Genomic DNA, 25,865 nt, shown 5'->3' on the forward strand with positions numbered 1-25,865 from the left:
TTATAATAACATAATAAGTAAAATTACTTTGATTACTTCAATTATTATCGTTAATCGTTGACTTATTGTATACAACCGTGGTACTATGTCATAAATCAAAGAATTGGAGGATTAATTATGTTATCGATAGGCATGAATGTAATTGGTATTTTAATAATGCATACCATTATTATGTCTACTGATATATAATTGGTCCTAGTATTAATTTCAAAAATGTTAGGGCCTTTTATTAAAGGCCAATTTTTGTTATATAAGGGGGAATACAATGAAAATCGGAGTAATTGGACTAGGCACAGTTGGTTTTGGAGTTGTCGAAATATTGACTAATGAAAAACAACGCTTAGAACAAGAAATTAAAGAAGAGGTTGTTATCAAATATGGTTGTGGTCTTGAAGAAGTAGATTTGCCTGAAGGAATTATTTATACTAATGATTTTCACGATGTCATCAATGACAAAGAAATTGATGTTGTTGTTGAATTAATTGGTGGTATCAACGTTGCTAAAGAAATTATTCTTGGCGCTATCAACAACGGTAAACATGTCGTTACTGCCAACAAAGCTTTATTGGCTCATCATGGTAAAGAAATTTTCACTGCCGCTAGAGAAAATAATGTCCATATTTTCTATGAAGCAAGCGTTGGTGGCGGAATCCCTGTTTTAGTTGGTCAAAAAGAAAGTTTAATTGCTAATAATACCAAAGAAATTATTGGTATATTAAATGGTACTACAAACTTTATTTTAACATTAATGGAAACAGAAAATCTTGATTTTAACGAAGCATTGACAATTGCCGATGGCTTAGGATATGTTGAAGCGAACCCATCATTAGACTTAGATGGTATCGATGCAGCACATAAAATTTGTATTTTAGCACAAAATGGATTTAAAAAATTCATAGATTTTGATAAAATTTCTGTTAGCGGTATTCGAAATGTAACTAAAGTAGACATGGATTATGCTAAAAAACTAGGTTATCGTTTTAAAATGATCGCTCAAGCAAAAGAAGTCAATAATGGAATTGGAATAGATGTTGCAGCAACCTTAGTTAATAAAAAAGAACTAGTCGCTAATGTTATGGATGCATATAATGTAATAGAGATCGACAATGATTATGTCGAAAACGTTATTTTCTATGGAAAAGGAGCTGGACGTTATGTTACAGCATCTGCCGTTGTTAGTGATATTATTAAAACAACTCAAAAAGAGTACTGGAACCATGATTATCAAGATTGTCAAAACATTTATCCAATCACTAAATCAAAATATTATCTTCGTTGTGACCGACCTATCGATGTAGACTATGAATTATATTTTACCGAAAAACAAGATCATATCTATATCACTCACGAAGTTGAATTAGCAAAGTTGACAACTAGTCTTGGTAATTTAGATTATACAATTTTTAAAGTGAGGGGATAAAATGAACATTATTGTCCAAAAATTTGGCGGAACATCAACACGTTCCCGGGAAACACGTTCAGTGATGTACAACAATATTATTCGAGAAATTAATAACGGCAATAAAGTTGTTGCAGTTGTATCCGCAATGGGTCGCTATGATGATCCTTATGCTACTGATACATTGTTATCAATTGTTAATACTAAACAGTTAACCGATGAAGAAATTGATCGTCTAACTAGTATCGGTGAAACAATTTCTACTTTAGTATGTAAAGGAGAAATGGCCAGTCTTGGTTACAAAACAGCAACTATTACTAACGATGAATTAGGAATTGTAACTGACTCAACTTTTAATAACGCTACAATTAATCAGGTAGAAGGAAAAGATATTATTGAAAAATTAAATTACGCTGATGTCGTATTCTGTCCTGGCTTCCAAGGTCATTCAATTCATGGTAAAATTACTACCCTTGGCCGTGGTGGCAGTGACTTATCAGCTGTTGCAATCGGTGTAGCCGTAGATGCTAGCGAAGTTGAAATTTATAGTGACGTCAATGGTATTTATACAGCTGATCCTAGAATCGTACCTGATGCCATAAAATTAGATTATATTAGTTATGCTGAAATGCTAGAATTATCTAAAAATGGCGCTAAAGTATTAAATCATCGTTGTGTACAGCTTGCCGCTAGTCACAATATTGCAATACATGCCCGTTCTTCATTCGAAGATATCAAAGGGACATATGTTATAGGAGATGAACTTATTATGAAAGAAAATCTTAATCAATTAATTATATCAGGAATTACTGGTTCACAAAACGAAGCTAGAATCACACTTGTAAAAGTTGATGCTACAAACAATAGCGCTGGTAATTTATTCCAGAGAATTGCTGATGCTGGTGTTAATGTTAACGTATTTAACCAGGCTTTAGTTGGTGGCGGTAAAATGGATATTTCTTTAGTTATCAATGACAAAGATGTTCCTGCTGTTATTGAAGTAATGAATGAACTTAAATCACAATTAAATGCTGAACGAACAATTGTCCGCGGTAATATTGGAAAAGTATCGGTAATTGGAGTGGGAATCAAAAATAATCGCGGTATGTTCCAAAAAGCATATAATACTTTAATGGAAAACGAAATCAATGTCGAAATGACATCTTGTTCAGAAATTAATATTTCATGTTATATTGATCGTGATGAAGTAAAAAAAGCTCAGGTTTTATTACACGAAGCTTTTTTAGGAAAAAAAGAAAGGAAGTAATTTAAAATGAAAAAATATAAAGTTGCAATTGTCGGTGCTACAGGTGCAGTTGGAAGAGAAATGCTTAGATGTATTTTTCAATTCAACTTCCCTTTTGAAAGTATCAAACTTTTAGCATCTTCACGTAGTGCTGGAAAAGAAATTGAATTTGAAGGACATAAATTTATTGTTGAAGAATTAACAGAAAATAGTTTTGAAGGTATTGAAGTAGCATTCTGGTCAGCTGGTGGCAGCATTTCTGAAAAATATATGGAATATGCTGTAAAAGCTGGATGTGTTAATATCGATAATACTAGTCATTTTAGAATGGATCCTGATGTTCCATTAGTAGTACCTGAAGTAAATGGTGAAGCTTTAAGAAATCACAAAGGAATTATCGCTAATCCAAACTGTACTACAATTCAAATGGTTAGTGCTTTAAATCGTTTAAATGAATATTTTGATATTGAACGAATCATCGTTTCTACTTATCAAGCAGTATCTGGTGCTGGAGTAGCAGGAATGGAAGAATTATATCGTCAATCTCAAGAAGTATTAGATGGTAAAGAACCGATTGCTAAAACGCTTCCTTGTGCTAGCGATAAAAAGCATTTCCCTATTGCATTTAACTGTATCCCTCAAGTTGATAAATTTGATTTAGATAACCACTTCACTAAAGAAGAAATGAAAATGGTTAATGAAACTAAAAAAATCTTCAATAAAGATATTAAAGTAAATGCGACTTGTGTTCGTGTTCCGGTTTTACGTGGTCATTCTGAATCAGTTTATATCGAAACAAAAAAACCAATTGATATCGATAAAGCATTTGAACTATTAAGAAATTCTACTGGTGTTGAATTATATGATGATGTTGAAAATCAAATCTATCCAATGGCTAACCTTTTTGTTGGTGATGAATTAGTTCATGTTGGACGTGTTCGTAAAGATTTAGATAATCCAAACGCTTTAAGCTTATGGATCGTAGCTGATCAATTAATGAAAGGTGCTGCCTATAATTCAGTTGATATTGGTCTTAAAATGATTGAAATGGGTCTATTATAAAAACAAAAATCCACTATTTGGTGGATTTTTTGTTTAAATAAATATATTAATTATTTTGCAAAGTCAGCTCTCTAGTATAACGACGCATATAATATATAACAATTACTGCTACAATTGTTTCAGTTATCAACATAGCAAACCATATACTATCACCACCAACAATTGCTGGTAATAAATCATGATTCCACTAATAACTAATCCTCTTAATACCAAAATAAAAAATGAAATTCATGGTTTCATCAAAGATTAGAAATAAAATAATATATTGAAAAAATATTAAATGGTAAAAAACAAACGATAAATCATACCTTCTCATAATTGTCGTATCCATACCAAAGAAATAATCTCCAAAACATTAAAGTTCCACCTGCTAATACCGCAATTGTTGCTAGTCCTGGATTATTATCATTTCGTAAAAAAGCCGCTAGCATTTGATTAAACAAAAATAATGGTACAACAAATTTAATCGGTATTAAATATTGTTTAGACAACGGCATTAAACTTGCCTCACCACCAAATAGTGTCAACATTGGTTCTTCTAAAAAAATTATTACTAACCAGCTAATTAGAGCTAATATTATTGTTCCAATTAACGAACCTGAAAAGGATTCATGTCCCTTCTTACTATCCTCTTTGCCTTTGACAATACTTAAAATTACAGAACCCCCAATTCCTATCATCACTCCTAAACTATAAATAATTTTCCAGATTGGTCCTACTACAACCAAGGCCACTGCTTGATCTAGATATTGATACTGATTTACTATAGCCATATCGCCAACACTATATGAACTAATCATAGCATTACCAAAAAGGTCACAAATAACTATTTAAAATCCACTTAATTAATTGTTTTCATTAATATACATTTCTTTCAAAAAAGTCCAATAAAACAATAATATTTTAGCCTCTTACCTTATCTGCTAAAACAAATAATTTTTTAAGTAAACAAAATTAGTATCCTAAATGATTTTTTCTGTCAAAATTTCATTAAATATAAATAAAATCTACTATTTTCTTTATTTATTTTTTAGAAAAATCACCCGTTTTGTTTTAGATTAGTTGTCTATACTAATATCGAGGTGAAAGAAATGAGTAAAATTACCGAAAATAAAAAAAATATTTTGATTTTTTTGACTATGGTCATTGCCATGGCTCTAATTTGTTTAATTTTATATAAACCATTTTCTAACTACTTAAATGATCCAGCTATTTTAAAAGAAAAATTAGCAAAATTTGGTAATTGGGGCAAATTAATGTTAATTTTTGCAATGACCATTCAAGTTATTTTTGTATTTCTACCAGGTGAAATTATTGAAGTAGCTGCCGGCTTTTGTTATGGTACAATTCCTGGATTAATAATTTGTCTAACAGGTTCTATCATTGGCAGCATCTTTATCTATTGGTTTATTGAAAAATTTGGTTTGAATTTTGTTAAAAAATTTTTTGATTTAAAAAAGTTTCATGAAGTTACTTTTTTAAAAAAAGAGAAAAATCTTGAATTAATCATTTTTATTATTTTTTTTATTCCCGGCACTCCAAAAGATCTTTTAACCTACATTGCACCATTTACAAGAATCAAGCTTAAAACATTTCTTTTACTAACCACTTTTGCTAGGATACCATCAGTAATTACTAGTACGATTGGTGGAAATGCCCTATCCAATCAAAACTATCGCTTTACAATTTTAGTCTTTGTAATTACTGGTCTTATATCTTTAATCGGTTTAATTTGTTACAATTTTTATATCAAAAAAAAGAATCTTTAGAAAATCTTTGGAAATCATTTCTACTATTCTTAATATATTCATTCTATAATATAGAAGGTGAAAGGAAGTAGAAAAATGACTCAAGATAATATTTTAGTAGTTGAAGATGAAATTGAAATTGCTAAAGCAATTGCTATTTATCTAAAATCACAAAACTATAATGTATATATTGCTCATAATGGCAAAGAAGGAATCGAAATTATCGAAAATAACACTATTCATTTAGCAATCGTTGATATCATGATGCCAATAATGGATGGAATTGAAATGACAATGAAAGTACGAGAAAAACATGATTTTCCAATTATTTTCTTATCAGCAAAATCTGAAGATATTGATAAAATTACTGGTTTAAATATTGGTGGTGACGATTATGTAACTAAACCATTTGTCCCAATGGAGCTATTAGCCAGAGTTTCTTCGCAATTAAGACGATATCATAAATATTTAGACATGGTAAATAAAAATACTGTTGAAAGCAATAAATATGTTGTTGGTGGACTAGAGTTAGATCTTGATACTAAAGAAGTTAGTGTTGATGGTAAACTGATAAAAGTAACACCAATCGAATTAAAGATTCTTGAACTGTTAATGAAACAGCCTGGGCGGGTTTACTCAAGTGAACAAATATATGAAAATGTTTGGCATGAAACAGCTATAAATACCGAAACAGTAATGGTGCATATTCGCAATCTACGCGAGAAAATTGAAATCAATCCAAGTAATCCACAGTATTTAAAAGTAGTCTGGGGTGTTGGATATAAAATCGAAAAAATGTAGAGGTGATTAAAGTGAATAAAAAGAAAATATTATTCAGTATTTTAACGATTATCATTTTACTTATTAGTAGTATCGGTGTTTATTCTTGCTATCAAATAACTAAAGATGGGAATGAAACTGTTGATTTTAACCAAAACTATGTTCTTTATGACATACTAGATACTGTTTATCCAATCAGCTTTGAACTTGATAATGTTGGTAAAGAAGGTATTAATAAATATATTACTGCTAATGAAACAACGACTAATTCATTTTATCAAAGTAATATTATTTATAATTTAGAAAGAATGGATAGTAAAAAGAATATTATCTATTATGCCACTGGTAATAATAATATTTCATCAAACACTAATGATAATTTAGCTAATATTCAAAACGATAAAAATTTACAAGACAAATATCAATGGTATGTAATGCTTAACTTTGATGAAAACGGAATATTATCATATGATTCTTTAGGTAATGATAAATCCGTAAAACAAAATTTTGAATTAATCTGGAATAATTACAAACAATCTAATTTTGATTATCTCTATTATGATGGCAGCGACTGGACCTTAAATAACCCAAGTAATTTTACTATTTATTTAGCGGTCCCTCAAAATATTATTACTGATTCTGAAGATTCTATTGCTTATGAAGCTTCTAATTTAGTAATCGAAAATATTATTCCAATTGCCTTATGTGCCATTGTCGTAGTTTGTATTTATATTCTAATTTATCCATATGAAACCGAAAAAGAAATTGGTATATTTAAATATCCTGCTAAAATCAAACTCGAACCACTAGCTATTTTAATTGCTGTAGCATTTGCCGGGATAATAGTTGTTATTTATAGTTTAATTGTTGATTTTAGTAATGGCTATTATTTATCAAGACTAAATTCTATTGGGTTAACTGATTATAGTGAAGCAATTATTGCCACTATGAATGTTGTTGCCTGGATGGGACTTTTATACTTAGCTATGTTTACAATCTTCTATTTAAAATCTTATTTTAAAGAAGGATTTGTTAATTCTTTAAAGAAAAATACTATCTGTGCCTGGATTTTAAAAACTATAAAACATTTAATTGATAAAGCTGCTAATTTTGATTTTAATGATGATATCAATAAAACAATTCTTAAAATAGTAGTAGTTAACTGTATTATTGTTTCTATTATTTGTTGTTTTTTTACTTTTGGTATTTTCTTTACTTTAATCTATTCAGCTATTCTATTTTATATATTGAAAAATAAATTTAAAGATTTCCAAAAAAATTATCAGGTTTTACTAACTGCAGTAAAAAGACTTTCAAATGGTGATTTTGATGTCGAAGTCCATCAGGATATTGGTATTTTCAATTCTTTAGGACATGAATTTACTAATGTAAAAAACGGTTTTGAAAAAGCTGTTAATGAAGAAGTTAAATCACAGAAAATGAAAACAGAATTAATTTCTAATGTATCTCATGATTTAAAAACACCATTAACATCAATTATTACTTATATTGATTTATTAAAAAATGAAGATCTTGATAAACAACAGCAAAGAGAATACATTAATACTTTAGATCGTAATGCTTTAAGACTTAAAAATTTAATCGATGATTTATTTGAGGTAGCTAAAGTAAATAGTGGCGATGTGAAGTTAAATATAGTTCCTGTTGATATTATTGCATTAATTCAACAAGCAAAATTTGAATTAGAAGATCAATTTAACGCAAAAAATTTAATTTTTAAAACTAATTATCCTGATGAAAAAATCATTTTAAATCTTGATAGTTCTAAAACATATCGAATATTCCAAAACTTATTAACAAATATTAGTAAGTACGCTCTTGAAAATACTCGAGTTTACATTGATATTATAAAAGAAGATAATCAGGTAAGCATCTCATTTAAAAACATTTCTGCTGATGAAATTAAAGTTTCAGAAGCTAAATTAGTAGAGAGATTTGTTCAAGGTGATATTTCTAGAAATACTAGTGGCAGTGGATTAGGTTTATCGATTGCTAAAAGCTTCACCGAACTTCAACACGGTACTTTTAATATCAACGTTGATGGTGATTTGTTTAAAACAACTGTAATTTTCAACCTAAAATAAGGGGATTTTCTCCCCTTATTTATTTTTAAATTTTTTTAATAGACCAACACCAATTGGATATGGTCCTGTATGAACACCAATCGTTGCACCAATCTGACGTAGTGGAATATCACACTCATAATTAGGATCATAAGTTTTTAATTTTTCTATAAACTGTTCTTTAAATTCCTGTCCTTCATCTTTATCGTAGCCAAATCCTACTGCAAATCGATATTCATTTAGATTAAGATTCATTTCCTGTAAATAATTAATTATTTGTTCCATTACTTTAGCTTTAGATTTTTTGCGGCCACGAGTAATACCATTATTAAAAATTTCACCTTCTTTTAATAAAATCAATGGTTTTATTCCTAATGCTCCAGCGGCAATACCCGATAATTTACCAACACGACCACCATGAATCAAATAATCCATACTGCCAATTGTAAAAAAGATTCGTCCCGTACTTTTTATATCATTAATAAAAGCAACTGTTTCTTCAAAAGACGCTCCACTGTTTTTCTTAGCAACTGCTTCTTCAACTAGCATTCCTTGTAAAACAGTATTAACAGTTGCATCAATAACTTCAATTTTTACATCTGGATAGTCTTCTAATAAAATTTCTTTAGCATTAATAGCTGAATTATATGAGCCAGAAAATTTTGTTGTAATACAAATACAAATAATATCAATCTTTTTAGCAGCTAATGGTTTAAATGCATCTAAATAATCTTGAATTGATGGCATTGAAGTTTTAGGAAATACTTTAGGATTATCAACCATAAATTGATAAAACTCTCTAATTCCTAATTCTGCTATTTCTTTTTGATAATTAACTCCATCTAAAGAAATATAAAATGGTACGACATCTACATCCAGTTTCTTTGTTAAATCGGTACCTAAATCACAAGATCCATCTGTTACAATTCTATACATTTTCATCCCTCATCTCTATATTAGTATAATTATACTACTAACTTATTAAGAAATGATGAATTTTTATAATAAAAAGCAATGAATGAACATTGCTTTTTAAATATTATAGAATTTTATCAACCATTGGTAAAACAATTTTAAATGTAGTCCCCTCATTAAGCTTACTAGATAGATGAATATTACCATGATAGTATTGTACGATATGTTTAACAATAGCTAACCCTAGTCCAGTACCACCGGTTTCTTTATCGCGCCCTTGATCGCATCTAAAGAATCTTTCAAATACTCGACCTTGATCTATTTTAGAAATACCTCTACCAGTATCACTCACTACAATAATAATATTTGTTTCAGATTGATGAGCTTCGATTGTTATACTTCCATTTTCAACATTATATTTAATTGCATTAGTTATTAAATTACTTAATAACTGATACATATGCTGATGATTAGAAATATAAGTTATATCTTCTACATTTTTAGTCACTGTTAAATGACGCTTGTCGATTTCAACTTGCATTGTATCAACAATTTCATCAACTAACGGCATTAAATGAACTGGATGTTTAATAACATCAATATCTTTATTTTCTAATCGAGAAATCATTAAAATGTCATTAATCAAATTAGACATATTATCGACTTCATCATGGATTTTATCTAATGCTTTCTTTTTAGCGCCCTCATCATTGATAACTCCAGCTTCCAGCAATTCACTATAACCACGTATAGAAGTAATAGGTGTTTTTAATTCATGAGAAACATTAGAGAAAAATTCCTGTCTCATTTTCATAGAGTTATGTTGTTCTGTAACATTAACAAACAGTAATGTTACTCCATAATCTACTTTAGCTACATAGCAGTTATAAAATTCTTTTTCTTTTTCAATTTCCACTATTTGTCTTTCAGTAGATAAATGATCTAAAGCATTTATTATTTTAAAATCAAAGATAAAATCCTTTATTGAACGATTTAATTTAATTGTATTACCATATAATTTTTGTGCCTTACGATTCACCATCAAAACATCAAAATTACTATCTAATAAAATAAATCCTTCTTTCATTTGATCAAGAATGCCGTTTATTTTAATTCGTTCTTCTTTTAATGTTTTCATAGTATCATGAATTGTTTTGGCCTGTTCTTCCAATTTATAAGCAATAATATTAAATTCATCATATTTATAATCGTCGAATTCTAATTCGCGATAATCTTTCATTTTCATTACTTGAGTTGTAATTTCTTGAAGTGGTGCTGTTAGCGTATTAGCAAAACGTTTTGATAACATTAAAGCAATTACTAATGATATTACAGCTCCTATTCCAAGTGGTTTGATTAAAACTGGTAAATAATCAAAAATCCCATCATAAGGTAACGACAAACGAACAATATAATCATCATTAAATACAGCCACATAAAGCATATTTTGATGTGTTGTTTGTGAATAACGAGTTGCATAACCTACCCCATCGCTTAAAGCTTCTCTAACTTCTTCACGACCGCGATGATTTTCTTCAATTGATTCCTCATCACTATCAGCTAAAACATCACCATCTGTATCAATAATTGTTAGACGGGTATTATCATTATATGCCAGGTCATTTAAAGGAACGACTTGTTCCTTTAAATCCTGTTTATCATCTAATTGATACTCTATTAGTTTTACTGCATAAAGCATATCATGCTCAGTATTTTCAAGTAATTGATTGGATAAAATGACCATTGATACACTACTTGATAATATTAATGTAATTAATAAAACGGTTAAAAAATAGCGAAATATTGTCTTATTCACTATCAGCATCCTCCTCGTAGAAACGATATCCAACACTACGAACCGTTCTGATATATTTATGACCATCATCCTTTAATTTACTTCTTAAAGCACGAATATGAACATCTAGAGCTCGTGATTCACCGATAAAATCATATCCCCAGATTTCATTTAATAATTCTTCTCTTTCTACAACACGGTGCTTATTATCCATTAAATATACTAACAATAAATATTCTTTATTAGTTAGTTCTAAATTTTGACCATCTAATTTAACAGTTCTTGTCTGTTTATCAACCATTAAATGTTTAGTTTTGATTACATCGCTAGTTTTATGCCGTCTTAGCAGCGAACGTACTCGGGCTTGTAATTCAAGAATTCCAAATGGTTTGGTCATATAATCATCAGAACCACTATCTAAACCATTTACTTTATCAATTTCACGATCTTTAGCACTAAGAATTAAAATTGGTAATTCATTATTAGTTTCTCTAATCTTAACAATTGCATCAAGTCCACTCATTTTTGGCAACATTAAATCAAAGATTGCCAAATCCGGTGCATTTTTATCAATTTCTGCTAATGCATCAATAGCATTATCAAATTGCACTACTTCATAGCCATTGCTTACAAGTGCTAAATTAATTATTTCGCGAATATTTTCATCATCTTCAATTACAAATATACGTTCTGCCATTTTATACCTCCTAAATCAAACGATAATTGTCTACTGACCCTGTTTGATTAAATTCAACCCATTCACAAATATTAACAGCATGATCACCAATTCTTTCGAAATATTTAGCAATCATTAAGAAATTAATTACTAAATCAATATTTTCTGCTGTTTCATTAACTATTTGAGTTAATTCTACCTTAACCTCTTTAAATAGTCCATTCATTTTTTCTTCCATATTCTTGATTTCTTTAGCTTTTTCTAAGCTAGATTGATGGAAAGCTTCAACTGAACCTTTTACCATCTCCTTAGCTAAAGCAGCCATATTAGGTATATGTTCTACCATTTTGTATGGACATGTTACATCAGTATCTAACAAGATTTCGGCAATATCAGCACCTTGATCGCCAATTCTTTCTAAGTCAGTTACTACTTTTAATGCTGTTGAAACATTTCTTAAATCACTAGCAACTGGCTGTTGTTTTAAAATCAGTGATAGACAACGTGCTTCAATTGTTCTTTCCATATCATTAATAACTTTGTCGCCTGAAATAATATCACGACATAGTTCACGATCACCGCTTTTAAAAGCAACAATACAATTTTCAATTGCTAAAACAACTAAATGACACATTTTATCTAAATCAACGTGTAATTTATTTAAATCATTTTCAAAATTACTTCTTAACATGTTAATCTCCTATCCAAATCTTCCGGTAATATAATCTTCAGTTCGCTTATCTTTTGGCATACCAAAGACATCTTTTGTCTTACCATATTCTACCATTTCTCCAACCAAGAAGAAAGCAGTATAATCAGCAATACGACTAGCTTGTTGCATATTGTGAGTTACAATTGCAATAGTATATTTATCTTTTAATTCTAATAATAATTCTTCAATTTTCAAAGTTGAAATTGGGTCCAAAGCACTAGTAGGTTCATCTAATAAGATTACTTCTGGTTCAACAGCTAATGCTCTAGCAATACATAAACGTTGTTGTTGCCCACCGGATAAACCTAAAGCACTTGTATGCAAACGATCTTTAACTTCATCATATAAAGCTGCAGCTTCCAATGAATCTTTAACGATTTTATCTAATGTCTTTTTATTTTTAATACCATGAATTCTTGGTCCATAAGCAATGTTATCATAAATACTCATTGGAAATGGATTTGGTTGTTGAAATACCATACCAACTTTTTTTCTTAATACAGTAGTATCAACACGACTATCATAGATATCTTCACCATCTAAAGTAACATTTCCTGTAATTTTTACATCTTTAACATAGTCATTCATACGATTTAAAGTCTTTAAAAATGTAGACTTTCCACAACCTGAAGGACCGATAAAAGCAGTAATTTTATTTGTTTTAATATCTAGATTAACATTTTTTAAAGCATGTTTTTCACCATAGTATAAATCTAGATTTCTTGCTTCGATTTTATTTTCCATTCTAATCCACCTTATTTACATCAAATTTATTTGAAATCCATTTTGCTAGGAAGTTCAATCCTAAAACAATTACAATCAATACTAACGCAATTACAAAAGCAACTTCATAACTTCCTTTAGCCATTTCTAAGTATAGCTGAATTGTTAATGTTGCACCAGAACTAAATAAGTGTGTAATCACATTAGTTGGTAAAATACTAAGTGATCCAGCTGTATATAGAAGTGCTGCTGATTCAGCAACGATTCTACCCATACCTAGAATAATTCCAGTTAAAATACCAGGCATTGCACTAGGTAAAAGAACTGTTCTAATCATATACCATTTAGTTGCTCCGATACCTAAAGCAGCTTCACGATAACTTTTAGGAACCGCCTCTAAAGCAACTTGAGTATTTCTTGTAATGATCGGTAAAATCATTATTGCTAATGTAAAAGCACCAGATAAAATTGAAAATCCTAAACGGCATAATTCACCAAAGAATAGCATCCCAAACAAACCATAAATAATTGATGGAATACCGGCTAAAACTTCAGTAGTAAAAGAAATAACACTAACAAATTTTTTATTTTTAGCATATTCATTTAAGAAGATAGCGCCCCCAATTCCAATTGGACAAGCAACTAATAAAGTTACAACAACTATATATAAAGTATTAATAATATTTGGTAAAATTCCTACAGTATCATTTAATATACTTGTTGTATTAACTAAATACGAAAAATCAAAAGTTGGTATACCACGATATAAGATATAGCCAATACAAACAACTAATACTAATACTGAAAGGGCACTTGCAAATTGAATCAAGAAATATAAGACTTTATCACTAACTCGACTTTTTTTGTCGAAAATACTTACACTATTCATTTTCGTCTCCTTTCTTGATAATAAATGTTAAGATTAAGTTAATTGCCATAATGAAAACAAATAGAACTAAACCGATTGTAAACAATACTTGTCGATGAGTTCCAGCTGCATACCCCATTTCTGATACAATTCCAGTTGTTAAAAAACGTACTGAATTAAATGGTAATGGCGCATTAACTGAGTTACCAGCAACTAATAAGATTGCCATCGCTTCACCAATAGCTCTTCCTACCCCAAGGACAATTGCTGAAACAATCCCAGATTTCGCACTAGGTAAAACAACTTTAAAAATTGTTTGGATTTGGCTTGCTCCCAAAGCCAAAGAACTTTTACGATAATCATCAGGAACAGTATTTAATGCTGTTTCTGTAATATTAATTAATGTTGGCAAAATCATAATTGCCAATACAATAATTGCCGAAATTAAGTTAGCCCCACCAGTAAATTGATGAGTAGTAGATCCTTCAAAAATCCACATTTCAATTTTATACATAAAAGGACATACAATTAAAATACCTAATAGCCCATATACAACAGATGGTATCCCTGCTAGTAATTCAATTGCAGCTTTAACTATTTTTCTTACTTTTGGGTTAGCAATTTCAGCTAAATTTATTGCTGTAAATACACCAATTGGTACCCCAATTAAAATTGCTAAAAAAACACCTACAATTGATGTCAAAATAATCATCAAAATACCATATTGCGGGTCAGCTGCTGTTGGTGCCCACACACTGCTAAAAAGAATATCAGCAATACCAACTTCAAATAAAGCTGGAGTACCAGAAATAATCATATAACCAGTAATAGAAACTACAGCAACGATAGATACAATAGCACAGCCACGAAAAATTATCGCGGCTGCCTTTTCTACCATAGACTTTGTTTTTCTATTACTTATAATAGATAACATGTCTTTTTTCATAACTTACTCCTAATTTGGACTAACTAATCCACAAGATTCAACGATTTTTTGTCCTGCTTCACTATTAATGAATTCAAATAAAGCTTGTACTTGTTCGCTTTGTTCACTTACTTCACCTTTAGTTGCCATTACGAATGGTCTTTGTAATGTATATGAACCATCTTTAATTGTATCAGTAGAGATTTCAACGTCATCTAAAGTTAAAGCTTTAACAGTATCATCGTCTTGGATTGCTTCGAATGATACGTAACCAATAGCACCTTCAGTTTCAGCTACACGTCCCATTACTGCTCCAGTTTCATTTAACTCTTGAGCGTAATTACATTGATCTTCAATACCTAAGATTTCTTCAAAAGCTCCACGAGTACCTGAACCAGCTTCACGTCCAATAACTACGATTTGTTGATCAGGTCCACCAACTTGTGACCAGTTAGTAATTTGACCAGTATAGATTTGTTTTAATTGATCAGTAGTTAAGTTACTAATTTCATTGTCTGCATGAGTAACAATAGCGATACCATCAATTGCAACGATATTTTCAACTAAACCTTGATTTTTTTCATCATCAGTTAATGATCTAGATGAATTACCAATATCAGAAGTTCCATCAATAGCAGCTTCAATACCAGCACTTGAACCAGTGAATTGTGGTTCTAATGTTAAATTAGGATATTGTTCTTTAATTCCTTCTGATAATGCGTTAACGAATTCTTCCATTGAAGTAGAACCGTTTAATGTGATTTTACCACTAATGTCGCCTCCGTTTGATGAATCACCTGATCCACCACCGCATCCAACTAATCCTAAGCATAATACTAATGTTAATAATGCTCCAAATACTTTTTTCATACTTTTCATAATTCTTAAATCCCTTCCTTTATCTTTCTTAAGACACATATATAATAATCAAATTAACACTTGCGTTATATCAAAAATCTGTATTAATTATGTTAAGTTTATGTAAAGAAAAGAGAGAATTGCCACTAATTCTCTCTTAAATACATCTCTAACATTGTTCTTAACCTGTTTTTAACATTTGTTCGTAAACTTTCAGGACTAGCTACTTCTACTTTATCTTGAAGCATCATTAACCAGCCGATTAAACCATCTGACATTGCTACATTATAAATTTTAGCTGCCAGTCGCTGTTTATCCACTTTTTTTACTTCAATATCTTTTCCAAACTGGCTAACGACCTCCCTAATTACTTGCCGATCAAAAATTATTGTTAAATCAATATGTTCATTACTAAAATACATATTAACATTATTTTCAAATTCTTTAATAATATCATAACTTTCATGGACATCTTCATAACGCCCACGATAATTCATAACTAATCGCATTCGGTCAATTCGATAAACCGATAAACTATCTTTTCGTTTATTAAAATACCCAACTAAATAATAAATTGAATTACGTACTATGATTTGATATGGCGATACAACATAAGTTTCTTCATTTAAATTCCCATTAGTATGATAAACTTCTATTAAATGATTATCCCTAATATCATAACTAACATATTTAAAAGCAATATTTCTTTGATTATTAATAGCTTTAATAATTGTTGTAAGATTTACTAACAAATCAAATGTTAAATCCTGATGCTGACCTTTTTCAATATATAAACGATCTTTCTGGTTATTTGAACTTAATAATAATAATTTATTAACAAGTTTATTAGCTGCTTTTTGATCTAAATTACTATTAGATATAACATTATCAACTAAAAACTGTAATTCACCATCTTCAAAATAATCACCAGCAACAATAAATCCCTTACGCCTAATAGTTTTTATTAATTGCTTACCAGTCAAACATTGATAAAAATCATTAATTCTCTCAATTAAACTATAAACAGTTTTAATATCTACTTTAATACCATATTCTTTTAATGCCGTTACGATATCCTTACCACTAATAGGTTCTTGACTTTCTTTTATCACCTTATAAACATAATACAATTTTTCTCCCATATTATTCTCCTACTCATTTATTAATTCTAAAGGTACATACATCATCTTAGCATATTTACGATATAAGCGTGGACTATAATTATATAAAGATGGCAAATACCGTTCTATTCTTTCATCAATACTAATATATTTAAAATAATGGTATACCTTTTTATATTCTTTTTCTAGTAGTAAAATATAACATGTTAAATAATAATATTTTTCTTTATTAATATTAAGGCGTTTACATACCGATAAAACAAATGGTTCAATAACTTTGGGAGAAAATTTAATTAAATGTCTTAACAAACAATATGTTTCAACTGAAAAACCGCCTAACTGCAAAATATGATTTACTAATTTATATTTATAAATTAGTAAAGGATAAAAATGTTGTTCGATTAAAAGATTCATCATTACTAGATCATATTCCATTTCCTGTAAACTAACCGCCCGATCGATCAAACGCTTAATTCTTGTAAAAACTAAAATCTCTAATTCTTTATTTTTAGCAATCTTCTTTTTTAAAATATAAATATCCATACTTTGATTAACCAGGTCATGTACTTCATCAATGTCTTCACACACTGTTAATAAATATCTTTTTACATCTATAATATCCCGATCAACTACTTGCCAATAACTCTGCATCTTTTCATCACTCCTTTATCTATCATTATTATAGTATTTTTTTATAATTTTATACCAATATCACCTATTATTTTAAAACCTAAAATACGGTTTTAAATAAAAAGTATTCCCTAAATGCAAAAAAAGCGAGATAAAATCTCGCTTAATCTATTCAGTTGTCAAATGTGTGTAAGTGTTGATCAACTCAATTGATTTAATTAGTTTCTCCTGCTTCTTCTTGAAGCTTTTGTTTTTCTGTTAATTTAAAGAATGGGTAATATAATAACATATCTAATAATATTAATCCGATTACCATAATTCCAGCTTTAACATCCATACAACTTAAAGCTGCTCCTAGAGGTGCCGGTGTCGTCCAAGGTGTTTCAATTACCCCCTTACCTACAACATTCAATGCCATCAATGCGTAAGCAATAATTGAATTGACGACTGGTACAAATATAAATGGTATCATCATCAATGGATTTAACACCATTGGTAACCCAAAGATGATTGGTTCGTTAATATTAAAGATAGCTGGTCCAATTGATAAACGTCCTAATGTCTTTAATTCTTTAGATTTAGAACGAGTTAATAAAATACATAATCCTAAGGTTGCTCCCCCACCACCTAAAGTAATTACATATGACCAGAATGGTTGCGTAAAGAAATGAACAATAGTATTTCCTTCACTAAATGCTGTAATATTAGCAACTAGATACATTTGCATAAATGGTAATCTAATTGGTTGCGTAATACTTGCCCCATGTAATCCAAAGAACCAGAATACTTGAGCAATTATTGTAATTAAACAAATTCCTACTAATGAGTCTAGTCCAGAAACTGCTGGCGCTAAGATTGTCATTAACATACTTGGTAATAATTCACCACTTAAGTTTTGAATTATTAATGAAGCACCATAGAAAACAATTACACAAGCAAATAATGGAATAATTGCATCAAATGATGAAGTAATTGCTGGTGGTACTCCTTCTGGTAATTTAAAGCGAATATTTTTCTTCAATAATAAACGCATTATCTCAACACAGCCTATAGAACATAAAATACCTGTAAATATTCCCTTGGCATCTAAATATGTTGTTGGAATATAAGATCCTGCTTGAGCTAATAAATCTGAAGCTTTTGCCCCTTCACTAATAACACTGCTTGGTACTGCAGAAATTGAAGGTGCTGACATAATTAAAAAGACAGCAGTAGTAACACAAGCCGCATCTAAGCCAGGCATTTCATATCTTTTAGCCAAATGATAAGATATTGAAAAAGTAACAAATAGTCCCATTAACGCCATTGTCATGTTATATGGAACTTGAAGTGCAGCTTTATAGGTCTGAGCCCAATTATACCACCCCATTAACATGTCACTGAAAAATCCCCAATCAGGTAATGTATCAGGTGTAAATGGTGGTGTTGAAATAATTAAGCAAAGCCCACCTAAAATAGATAATGGGATCGCTACAACCATACCATCACGAATCGCTGCTAAATGTCTTTGGTTCCCCAGTTTAGTTGCAATAGGGACCAAAGTACGATTGGCAAGTTCGTTGAACTTATCCATGAAATTCATATATATCTCCCCTTTCTTACCTACAAGTATAGTAATTTTATTGACAAAATTCATCAAATTTCCAAATCTTTGAATATATTTCCATATTTTAGAAATAACTTGTTATTTAAAAATAAAATGTAGTAAAATATAAAATTAGCCTAATTTACAGCAAAAAATTAATTTATAAATACTTTTATTTTGAGTTGACTTTCACATTTTTCTTACTATAATTACAAATGTGTAAGTGTTTATCTCCTCAATGATAAATAATCAATGACGGAGGAGTACTATGAAACTAATTATTGAAGAAACTGAAAAAGAAATGAGCGAAAGTGCAATGCACATACTACTTGGAGCTATGATGCAAGATAAACGTGTCAACATTTCATTAACTGCTGGTGAATCACCAAAAACATTATATAAAATGATGGCTCCTATTATTAAAGATAAAGAACAATTTAAAAACGTTCAATACTATCTATTTGATGAAGCTCCATATAAAGATAAACCATATGGACCAAACTGGGATGAAATGCATGAATTATTTTTCAATGATGCTAATATTCCAGATGAAAGAATTCATACAACTACAATGGAAAATTGGGAAAAATATGACTGGGAAATTCGTCAAGCTGGAGAATTAGATGTTATGTTAATCGGTTTAGGTTGGGATGGTCATTTTTGTAGTAACTGCCCACGCTGTACACCAATGGATAGCTATACATATATAATGGATCGTGCTACAAAAAACAAAGCAAACCCTACTTATCCACCAAAACCTGATCTACCATTTACTTTATCAATGGGGCCTAAGAGTTTAATGCGTGTTAAACATTTAGTAATGATCGTAAATGGTAAACATAAAGCTGAGATTTTGAAAAAAATGATTGAATCTCCTATTAGTGATGAATTACCATCTACTATCTTAAAACTACATCCAAATTTCACAGTTATTTGTGATAAAGATGCCGCTTCATTATTAAATTTAGAAGATTACAAAGAATATCGCTTATAATCTTTGTTGTTTCTAGCCCTGATGCAAAATCAGGGCTTTTGTCTTTTCCAAGATTTGGAAATTAATTGAAAGAAAAAAAGTGCCCTTGATATAATTTAACTAAGTTAAAATCAGGAGGAAATTATGGCAAAGAAAAAAATCAACCGTCAACAATCAAAAAATGTAATTGTCGAAACAAGAATGCGTCGTTTTCTAGCGATGATCATTGACTGGTATCTTACCCAAATGATTTCAGTTATTCCAATAACTTTTTATCTTCGTGATGGTGATTATTTAAAACCACATATGTTTGAATATACTAATTATCCATTCATGACAGGTTTAGGTTTAATAATTTTTGCTTTTATCGTTGGTATAATTTATTACTGGGTCATTCCTAGTTATTTGTTTAAAGGCCAAACACTGGGTAAAAAAATATGTAAAATAAAAATAGTTACTGAAGACTATCAGCCAGTAAATGCTAAAACATTATTCATTCGTGATATGATTGCAAGTACCTGGATTGAAGGAGGTATCATTATCACTGCAACAAGTATCCATAAACTAGTTGGTTTAGTTGGATATTCACAAATAGCAACTTATTGGCAATATCTTACTTATATAATCACTATAATCTCAATTATTTACGCTTATTTTAATAAACAATCACAATCATTTCACGATAAGATTGCTAAAACAATAGTTATAAAAGATTAATATTTATTGTCAAGTAAAGAAATCCCATGATATAATACAAAAAATATTATATAAAGTGGGTGATGATCATGTTTAATTTAGTTATTATTTTATTATCTACAATCAATAGCGAACCAAAAGATTCAAACAACTATAAAATTGCTAAATATCTTTTAGAAAATTTACATACTCTTGAGGATCTATCGATTAGTGATTTAGCTAATAACTGTTTTGTTTCTAATTCTAGTATTTCACGTTTTTGTAAAGAAATCGGCTTAGATAATTATAATACATTAAAGTCACAAATTATTAAAATACCTTTGGAATACCGATATGCCCATAATAAATTTAATTTTACCCCATCTAAAAACGAAAACATTTTACAATCATATGTTTTTTCGATCATTGATAATTTAAAAAATCTATATACCGATAAACTAGACTCTCAAATCACTGCACTAGTTAAAGACATCTATCAATATAAAGAAGTTGGGGCTTTTGGTTATATGCATTCTGAAAGTATCGCTTTAAACTTACAATACGACTTACAAACAAATGGAAAATTAATCTTTACACATATAAAATTCACAAACCAAAAAGAATTTATTAACAATGCCGATGAAAATACATTAATTATCATTTTTTCTGAATCTGGTTCATATTTTAATCGAGTTTATCCACGGACAACTCCATTTACTAACCAGAAAAATAAGCCAAAAATTGTTTTAATCACATCTAACCTTAATGCGACATTTCCATATGTTGATGAATATATTACTTATAGTTCTAGAAATGACTATGCTAGTCATCCTTATAGTTTAATGACAATTGAATCAATGATTGCCCTAAAATATCTAGAATATATAAAATCACAGTAAAAAAGATATCTTTAAATAGATATCTTTTTTACTATAAATTATGTTGTTTCATATAATTAGTAATTAATCGATAAATACCTCGTTCAATTACTACACCTATAGCTGATAAAACTAATCCCATTAAAACAATATTCAATGATACACTTGCTAAATGTAAGATATCACTAAAGAATAAAATTGCAAAGATGAAACCAAATACCATCATTAAACAAATTAAAATTCTTAATTTAGTAAACGGATAACATGAACGAATTACAGCAATCATTGAAATAATAACTAAAACATAATACATCAATGTTACCGATTCTAAATGATCTAATCCTAAATTACTTCCAAATAACATAATGAAAATAAATAGAATTACCACAGACACTGCATTCCCTGTTGCTTTAGAAAATACTTTTGGTAAAAAGTGTCCTGTAATCTTTCGAGTATCCGATTCAAAAATTGTTAAGAATGAAGGCATTGCTTCAATTAATAAATCAATCAATGTTATCTGCAATGGGATAAATGGAAATGGTGTATTTGTTAATACACAGAATATAGATAATAACACTGTATAAATAGTCTTAATAAAGAATACCCCAGCTACACGAGTAACGTTATTAACTACTTTTCTACCTTCTAATAATACATCTGGTAAACAAGTAAAATCAGAGTTTAATAAAACAACTTGTGAAATCTGTTTTGAAGCATCACTACCATCTGCAATTGCAATTGAACAATCAGCTTCTTTTAAAGCTAATAAGTCATTAACACCATCACCTGTCATCGCCACATGATGTCCATCTGCTTGTAAAGCTTCAACAATTAATTTCTTTTGACTTGGTGTTACCCTTCCAAAAACAGTATATTTAGTAACTATATCTTTTATATCGTCATCGCTTACTTTGCTCATATCAATACAACGATCATAGTTAATTACACCGGCCTTTTTAGCAATCGCCATAACGGTATTAACGTTGTCGCCTGAAATTATTTTAGCCTCAATTCCTTCTTTATGGAAATAAGCTAAAGTTTCTTTTGTTCTATCACGAATTGTATCTGATAAAATAACAGCCATTAATGGTTGTAATTTTGGCAATTCCTGATTATCACTAACTGTTTCTTTAGTATATCCAATAGCAATAGCCCGCATTCCTTCAAGCATCAATTCGCTAATTTCTTCAGGTAAAGGTCCTGGAATAATTTTTTCAGCTGCTCCTACAACAATTGTTCCTAAGTCTTTAAATTCAATAGCACTCCATTTACGAAGTGAAGAAAACGGTATTTTTTTTGTATGCTGATATGTATCATTTTCACCGAAGTACTCATCAATCGCCTGGAATGTAGCATTATTATCATCACTTGCTTTCAGATAAGAACCCATGACTTCTTTTAAATCAAAACTATCATTAGTTTCTAAGGTAAATGTTTTTTCTACTTTCATTTTACCGTTAGTTATTGTTCCGGTTTTATCCAAACAAAGAACATCAACATGTGATAGTGTTTCTAATGAATATAAATTTTGAACCAATACTTTTTTCTGTGCTAATCTAGCTACTCCATTAGCTAAAGAAACACTTGTAAGTAATACTAACCCTTTAGGAAGCATTCCTAATAATCCAGCTGCTGAAGAAACAACAGCTTCAAATAAAACATCTTGACGTAACCACAATGCTTCAATAAATAAAATAATTCCTAAAGGAATAATCATAAAAGTAGTTACTTTAGTAACTTTTTTCATTGATTCCATCAATTCAGAATTCTGTTTTTTTACTTGTTGAGCTTCTTTAACTAATGTAGTTGCATAGTTATCATCACCAACATTTTTTACCTTGGCATAACATTTTCCAGATACAACACTACTACCAGATAATAAATTAGCACCAACACTTTTATTTATCGGATCTGATTCTCCAGTTAATAATGATTCATTAGCTTCAATCATCCCATGAATAACTGTAGCATCATTACAAACTTGATTACCACTTTCTAATACTAAAACATCATCTAAAACTACTTCATTTATATCTACAACTGTAGGTTTCCCATTACGAACTACAGTAATTGTTGGTTTAGTTAAAATTGATAATTGATCAACTAGTTTTTTTGCTTTAACTTCCTGATAAATACCAATTAAGATATTAGCAATAATAATTAAAATAAAAACTAAATTTGACCATGCCTGGACCAAAACCAAAGCAATAAAGATTAAAAAGTTTAATAAGTTAAATAAAGTACAAACATTATCCTTAACTATTTGTCCATAACTTTTACTTGCAGGTTTACTAACCCCATTTACTTTCCCTTCAACTATTCTTTCATTAACTTCTTTATCATTTAACCCTGTTTTATAAAATAAGGAATTATCATTTTCCAATTAAGTCACCTCCAGATTTTCCTATTATATTATATTTTAACAACTAGTCATACATTCTTAACAAACATTTAACAAAAAAGTCAATCAAACGATTGACCTTTTACTTGCTATTTAATTTATCCAAGAATTTTTTAATTCTTGAAGTAGCTTCTTTTATTTGTTCAATTGAATAAGCATATGATACTCGAATATATCCCTCGCCAGCTTGACCAAAAGCATTTCCAGGAACACATGCAACTAATTGATCTTTTAATAACTCTTCACAAAACTGTTCTGAAGTCATCCCAGTTGACTTAATACATGGAAAAACATAGAAAGCCCCTTGTGGAGTAAAAGTATGCAATCCCATATCATTAAAAGCCTTAACGATATAATTCCTTCTTAACATATAAGCTTGTCGCATTTTTTCGATTTCATTATCACAATGACGCATTGCTTCAATTGCTCCATATTGAGCACCAGTTGGCGCTGACATAATTACATATTGATGAATTTTATTCATTGCATTCGTTAAAACTTCATTAGCTAGAACATAACCAAGTCGCCATCCAGTCATTGCATAAGCTTTAGAATAACCACTTACTAAAATAACCTGATCTTTTATTTCTGGAAAAGCAGCAATTGAACAAAATTTTTGCTCATATGATAACTCTGCATATATCTCATCAGTAATAACAATAATTTCGTGTTCTTTGATAATCGGAACTATTTTTTCATAATCCTCTCTTGTCATAAATCCACCAGTAGGATTACTTGGATAGTTCAATAAAATTGCTTTAGTTTTTGGTGTAATAGCAGCTTCTAATAATTCAGGTGTTAATTTAAACTGATTATCTTCTTTCAATTCAATATTAACAACCTTTCCACCAGCTAATTCAACCCCAGGTGTATAAGCAACATAGCTTGGCTGTAACAAAATAACTTCATCACCAGGATTAATTAAACTTCTAAATGCTAAATCAATAGCTTCTGAACCACCTACCGTTACAACACATTCTTTTTCATAATCATAATCTAAATTAAATCTTCTTTTTTGATAACGACAAATTTCTTTTCTTAACTCTGCAAGTCCTTTATTAGCCGTATAAAATGTTTTACCTTGTTCAATAGAATAAATTGCAGCTTCTCTAATTTTCCAAGGAGTATCAAAATCAGGTTCACCAACTCCTAAAGAAATAACGCCTTCCATTTCACTAGCTAAATCAAAAAACTTACGAATACCACTAGGGGGAATTTCTCTAACAGTATTATTTAATACTTTATTAAAATCCATTATGGTGTTACCAATAGCCTTTCTGCACTATCTTTATCGTTATCATCAAAACTAATTCCATTATTTTTATATTGTTTTAAAACAAACATCGTCGCTGTACCAATAACCCCCTCTAATGGTGCTAATTTAGACCCAACAAAATGAGCAACTTCTTGCATTGTATGCCCCTTTACAATTGCAACAAATTCAAAGCTTCCACTAAGTAAGTACATTGTATCTACTTCAGGAAAAGAATAGATTTTTTTAGCGATACGATCATAACCATATTCTCTTTCTGGTGTTGCGTTGATTTGAATCATTGCCATTACATTATCTACATTAGTACGATCCCAATTAATAATCGTATGATATCCACAGATAACTTTATTTTTCTCTAACTGGCTGATTGTCTTTTCGACATTATCTTCAGTTTCATTTAGAGCCATTGCTAAATCAGTTACTTCCATTCGCGCATTATCATGAAGTAATGTCAATAATAAGTTCTCATCCATAATTTCTTCCTCCAATTTATTTTAATTATTATATAACATTTTATAACATTGGTAAAGATACTAAT

General features: G+C 29.7%; 24 protein-coding genes. 9 read left to right on the forward strand and 15 right to left on the reverse strand.

The annotated features are described in order from the left end of the window. Window positions 1-265 precede the first annotated feature (265 nt). From ABGT36_RS11855 to ABGT36_RS11865, 3 genes are read left to right on the forward strand one after another with little or no spacing between them, the layout of a single operon-like run. Window positions 266-1,420 (forward strand): homoserine dehydrogenase, encoded by a 1,155-nt coding sequence (locus tag ABGT36_RS11855; protein ID WP_087300830.1) that lies wholly within the window; start codon window positions 266-268, stop codon window positions 1,418-1,420. A gap of 1 nt (window position 1,421) precedes the next feature. After that, entirely contained in the window at window positions 1,422-2,666 is a 1,245-nt protein-coding gene (locus ABGT36_RS11860; protein ID WP_087300827.1) for an aspartate kinase, read from the forward strand. 6 nt (window positions 2,667-2,672) lie between these two features. Then, a complete protein-coding gene (locus tag ABGT36_RS11865) occupies window positions 2,673-3,707 on the forward strand; it encodes an aspartate-semialdehyde dehydrogenase (protein ID WP_087300826.1) in 1,035 nt (344 codons plus the stop codon). 302 nt (window positions 3,708-4,009) lie between these two features. Here ABGT36_RS11865 and ABGT36_RS11870 read toward each other — a convergent pair whose 3' ends face one another. Then, on the reverse strand, window positions 4,010-4,507 hold the full coding sequence (locus tag ABGT36_RS11870) for an MATE family efflux transporter (protein ID WP_346678169.1): 498 nt from the start codon (window positions 4,505-4,507) through the stop codon (window positions 4,010-4,012). Window positions 4,508-4,798: 291 nt separating this feature from the next. Between ABGT36_RS11870 and ABGT36_RS11875 the strand changes: the two genes are divergently transcribed. From ABGT36_RS11875 to ABGT36_RS11885, 3 genes are all read left to right on the forward strand, one after another. Next, window positions 4,799-5,476, forward strand: coding sequence for a VTT domain-containing protein (locus ABGT36_RS11875; RefSeq protein WP_346678171.1), 678 nt, complete (start codon window positions 4,799-4,801; stop codon window positions 5,474-5,476). A gap of 75 nt (window positions 5,477-5,551) precedes the next feature. Continuing rightward, on the forward strand, window positions 5,552-6,256 hold the full coding sequence (locus ABGT36_RS11880; protein WP_087300822.1) for a response regulator transcription factor: 705 nt from the start codon (window positions 5,552-5,554) through the stop codon (window positions 6,254-6,256). A gap of 11 nt (window positions 6,257-6,267) precedes the next feature. Beyond that, window positions 6,268-8,340: a HAMP domain-containing sensor histidine kinase gene (locus tag ABGT36_RS11885; RefSeq protein ID WP_346678174.1), complete on the forward strand. Its 2,073-nt coding sequence runs from the start codon at window positions 6,268-6,270 to the stop codon at window positions 8,338-8,340. A 15-nt stretch (window positions 8,341-8,355) separates the two neighbouring features. Here the strand turns inward: ABGT36_RS11885 and ABGT36_RS11890 are convergent, their stop codons facing one another. The 11 genes from ABGT36_RS11890 to ABGT36_RS11940 all read right to left on the reverse strand — a co-directional run bounded on the left by ABGT36_RS11890 (window position 8,356) and on the right by ABGT36_RS11940 (window position 19,124). After that, the gene (locus ABGT36_RS11890; RefSeq protein WP_346678176.1) at window positions 8,356-9,255 is read right to left on the reverse strand and encodes a DegV family protein; all 900 of its coding nucleotides are present in this window, start codon (window positions 9,253-9,255) and stop codon (window positions 8,356-8,358) included. A gap of 103 nt (window positions 9,256-9,358) precedes the next feature. Continuing rightward, window positions 9,359-11,059 carry an ATP-binding protein gene (locus ABGT36_RS11895; RefSeq protein WP_346678178.1) on the reverse strand — a complete coding sequence of 567 codons (1,701 nt, stop codon included), beginning with the start codon at window positions 11,057-11,059 and terminating at the stop codon, window positions 9,359-9,361. Beyond that, window positions 11,043-11,726 carry a response regulator transcription factor gene (locus tag ABGT36_RS11900; protein WP_087300816.1) on the reverse strand — a complete coding sequence of 228 codons (684 nt, stop codon included), beginning with the start codon at window positions 11,724-11,726 and terminating at the stop codon, window positions 11,043-11,045. Before ABGT36_RS11900 ends, ABGT36_RS11895 begins: the two co-directional genes overlap by 17 nt. A 10-nt stretch (window positions 11,727-11,736) precedes the next feature. Continuing rightward, window positions 11,737-12,396: a phosphate signaling complex protein PhoU gene (gene phoU / locus ABGT36_RS11905; protein WP_087300814.1), complete on the reverse strand. Its 660-nt coding sequence runs from the start codon at window positions 12,394-12,396 to the stop codon at window positions 11,737-11,739. A gap of 9 nt (window positions 12,397-12,405) precedes the next feature. Continuing rightward, window positions 12,406-13,161 carry a phosphate ABC transporter ATP-binding protein PstB gene (pstB, locus tag ABGT36_RS11910; protein ID WP_296881820.1) on the reverse strand — a complete coding sequence of 252 codons (756 nt, stop codon included), beginning with the start codon at window positions 13,159-13,161 and terminating at the stop codon, window positions 12,406-12,408. Window position 13,162: 1 nt separating this feature from the next. After that, complete coding sequence (gene pstA / locus ABGT36_RS11915) at window positions 13,163-14,029, reverse strand: phosphate ABC transporter permease PstA (RefSeq protein WP_087300810.1); 867 nt, start codon at window positions 14,027-14,029, stop codon at window positions 13,163-13,165. After that, window positions 14,022-14,954, reverse strand: coding sequence for a phosphate ABC transporter permease subunit PstC (gene pstC / locus ABGT36_RS11920; RefSeq protein ID WP_087300808.1), 933 nt, complete (start codon window positions 14,952-14,954; stop codon window positions 14,022-14,024). Before pstC ends, pstA begins: the two co-directional genes overlap by 8 nt. A 9-nt stretch (window positions 14,955-14,963) precedes the next feature. Further along, a complete protein-coding gene (locus ABGT36_RS11925) occupies window positions 14,964-15,812 on the reverse strand; it encodes a phosphate ABC transporter substrate-binding protein (RefSeq protein ID WP_300629570.1) in 849 nt (282 codons plus the stop codon). Window positions 15,813-15,937: 125 nt separating this feature from the next. Continuing rightward, window positions 15,938-16,933: a WYL domain-containing protein gene (locus ABGT36_RS11930; RefSeq protein WP_346678182.1), complete on the reverse strand. Its 996-nt coding sequence runs from the start codon at window positions 16,931-16,933 to the stop codon at window positions 15,938-15,940. A gap of 9 nt (window positions 16,934-16,942) precedes the next feature. Further along, window positions 16,943-17,563: a hypothetical protein gene (locus ABGT36_RS11935; protein WP_346678184.1), complete on the reverse strand. Its 621-nt coding sequence runs from the start codon at window positions 17,561-17,563 to the stop codon at window positions 16,943-16,945. Between the two features lie 193 nt (window positions 17,564-17,756). Beyond that, window positions 17,757-19,124, reverse strand: a complete 1,368-nt coding sequence (locus tag ABGT36_RS11940) for a PTS transporter subunit EIIC (RefSeq protein WP_346678186.1) — start codon at window positions 19,122-19,124, stop codon at window positions 17,757-17,759. A 271-nt stretch (window positions 19,125-19,395) separates the two neighbouring features. Here ABGT36_RS11940 and ABGT36_RS11945 point away from each other — a divergent pair, with 271 nt between their 5' ends. From ABGT36_RS11945 to ABGT36_RS11955, 3 genes are all read left to right on the forward strand, one after another. Then, entirely contained in the window at window positions 19,396-20,121 is a 726-nt protein-coding gene (locus ABGT36_RS11945; RefSeq protein ID WP_087300801.1) for a 6-phosphogluconolactonase, read from the forward strand. Between the two features lie 123 nt (window positions 20,122-20,244). After that, a complete protein-coding gene (locus ABGT36_RS11950; RefSeq protein ID WP_087373902.1) occupies window positions 20,245-20,817 on the forward strand; it encodes an RDD family protein in 573 nt (190 codons plus the stop codon). A gap of 68 nt (window positions 20,818-20,885) precedes the next feature. Then, the gene (locus tag ABGT36_RS11955) at window positions 20,886-21,674 is read left to right on the forward strand and encodes a MurR/RpiR family transcriptional regulator (RefSeq protein ID WP_296882587.1); all 789 of its coding nucleotides are present in this window, start codon (window positions 20,886-20,888) and stop codon (window positions 21,672-21,674) included. Between the two features lie 31 nt (window positions 21,675-21,705). Here the strand turns inward: ABGT36_RS11955 and ABGT36_RS11960 are convergent, their stop codons facing one another. From ABGT36_RS11960 to ABGT36_RS11970, 3 genes are all read right to left on the reverse strand, one after another. Next, a complete protein-coding gene (locus ABGT36_RS11960; RefSeq protein WP_087373906.1) occupies window positions 21,706-24,036 on the reverse strand; it encodes an HAD-IC family P-type ATPase in 2,331 nt (776 codons plus the stop codon). A 100-nt stretch (window positions 24,037-24,136) separates the two neighbouring features. Beyond that, window positions 24,137-25,309 carry an aminotransferase class I/II-fold pyridoxal phosphate-dependent enzyme gene (locus ABGT36_RS11965; RefSeq protein WP_087300793.1) on the reverse strand — a complete coding sequence of 391 codons (1,173 nt, stop codon included), beginning with the start codon at window positions 25,307-25,309 and terminating at the stop codon, window positions 24,137-24,139. Next, complete coding sequence (locus tag ABGT36_RS11970; protein WP_087300791.1) at window positions 25,309-25,800, reverse strand: Lrp/AsnC family transcriptional regulator; 492 nt, start codon at window positions 25,798-25,800, stop codon at window positions 25,309-25,311. Before ABGT36_RS11970 ends, ABGT36_RS11965 begins: the two co-directional genes overlap by 1 nt. Window positions 25,801-25,865: the final 65 nt, after the last annotated feature.

The sequence above is a fragment of the Erysipelatoclostridium sp. An173 genome, assembly GCF_963931465.1.
GTDB classification, from domain to species: domain Bacteria; phylum Bacillota_I; class Bacilli_A; order Erysipelotrichales; family Coprobacillaceae; genus Thomasclavelia; species Thomasclavelia merdavium.

What these genes read in the sequence shown, in the direction of transcription:
- ABGT36_RS11970 (WP_087300791.1), bottom strand. Translation starts at nt 25,800, where the DNA reads ATGGATGAGAACTTATTATTGACATTACTTCATGATAATGCGCGAATG.
- pstC (WP_087300808.1), bottom strand. Translation starts at nt 14,954, where the DNA reads ATGAAAAAAGACATGTTATCTATTATAAGTAATAGAAAAACAAAGTCT.
- ABGT36_RS11865 (WP_087300826.1), top strand. Translation starts at nt 2,673, where the DNA reads ATGAAAAAATATAAAGTTGCAATTGTCGGTGCTACAGGTGCAGTTGGA.
- ABGT36_RS11855 (WP_087300830.1), top strand. Translation starts at nt 266, where the DNA reads ATGAAAATCGGAGTAATTGGACTAGGCACAGTTGGTTTTGGAGTTGTC.
- ABGT36_RS11870 (WP_346678169.1), bottom strand. Translation starts at nt 4,507, where the DNA reads ATGATTAGTTCATATAGTGTTGGCGATATGGCTATAGTAAATCAGTAT.
- ABGT36_RS11900 (WP_087300816.1), bottom strand. Translation starts at nt 11,726, where the DNA reads ATGGCAGAACGTATATTTGTAATTGAAGATGATGAAAATATTCGCGAA.
- ABGT36_RS11925 (WP_300629570.1), bottom strand. Translation starts at nt 15,812, where the DNA reads ATGAAAAGTATGAAAAAAGTATTTGGAGCATTATTAACATTAGTATTA.
- ABGT36_RS11880 (WP_087300822.1), top strand. Translation starts at nt 5,552, where the DNA reads ATGACTCAAGATAATATTTTAGTAGTTGAAGATGAAATTGAAATTGCT.
- pstB (WP_296881820.1), bottom strand. Translation starts at nt 13,161, where the DNA reads ATGGAAAATAAAATCGAAGCAAGAAATCTAGATTTATACTATGGTGAA.
- ABGT36_RS11945 (WP_087300801.1), top strand. Translation starts at nt 19,396, where the DNA reads ATGAAACTAATTATTGAAGAAACTGAAAAAGAAATGAGCGAAAGTGCA.
- phoU (WP_087300814.1), bottom strand. Translation starts at nt 12,396, where the DNA reads ATGTTAAGAAGTAATTTTGAAAATGATTTAAATAAATTACACGTTGAT.
- ABGT36_RS11955 (WP_296882587.1), top strand. Translation starts at nt 20,886, where the DNA reads ATGTTTAATTTAGTTATTATTTTATTATCTACAATCAATAGCGAACCA.
- ABGT36_RS11950 (WP_087373902.1), top strand. Translation starts at nt 20,245, where the DNA reads ATGGCAAAGAAAAAAATCAACCGTCAACAATCAAAAAATGTAATTGTC.
- ABGT36_RS11930 (WP_346678182.1), bottom strand. Translation starts at nt 16,933, where the DNA reads ATGGGAGAAAAATTGTATTATGTTTATAAGGTGATAAAAGAAAGTCAA.
- pstA (WP_087300810.1), bottom strand. Translation starts at nt 14,029, where the DNA reads ATGAATAGTGTAAGTATTTTCGACAAAAAAAGTCGAGTTAGTGATAAA.
- ABGT36_RS11895 (WP_346678178.1), bottom strand. Translation starts at nt 11,059, where the DNA reads ATGCTGATAGTGAATAAGACAATATTTCGCTATTTTTTAACCGTTTTA.
- ABGT36_RS11965 (WP_087300793.1), bottom strand. Translation starts at nt 25,309, where the DNA reads ATGGATTTTAATAAAGTATTAAATAATACTGTTAGAGAAATTCCCCCT.
- ABGT36_RS11875 (WP_346678171.1), top strand. Translation starts at nt 4,799, where the DNA reads ATGAGTAAAATTACCGAAAATAAAAAAAATATTTTGATTTTTTTGACT.
- ABGT36_RS11890 (WP_346678176.1), bottom strand. Translation starts at nt 9,255, where the DNA reads ATGTATAGAATTGTAACAGATGGATCTTGTGATTTAGGTACCGATTTA.
- ABGT36_RS11860 (WP_087300827.1), top strand. Translation starts at nt 1,422, where the DNA reads ATGAACATTATTGTCCAAAAATTTGGCGGAACATCAACACGTTCCCGG.
- ABGT36_RS11940 (WP_346678186.1), bottom strand. Translation starts at nt 19,124, where the DNA reads ATGAATTTCATGGATAAGTTCAACGAACTTGCCAATCGTACTTTGGTC.
- ABGT36_RS11935 (WP_346678184.1), bottom strand. Translation starts at nt 17,563, where the DNA reads ATGCAGAGTTATTGGCAAGTAGTTGATCGGGATATTATAGATGTAAAA.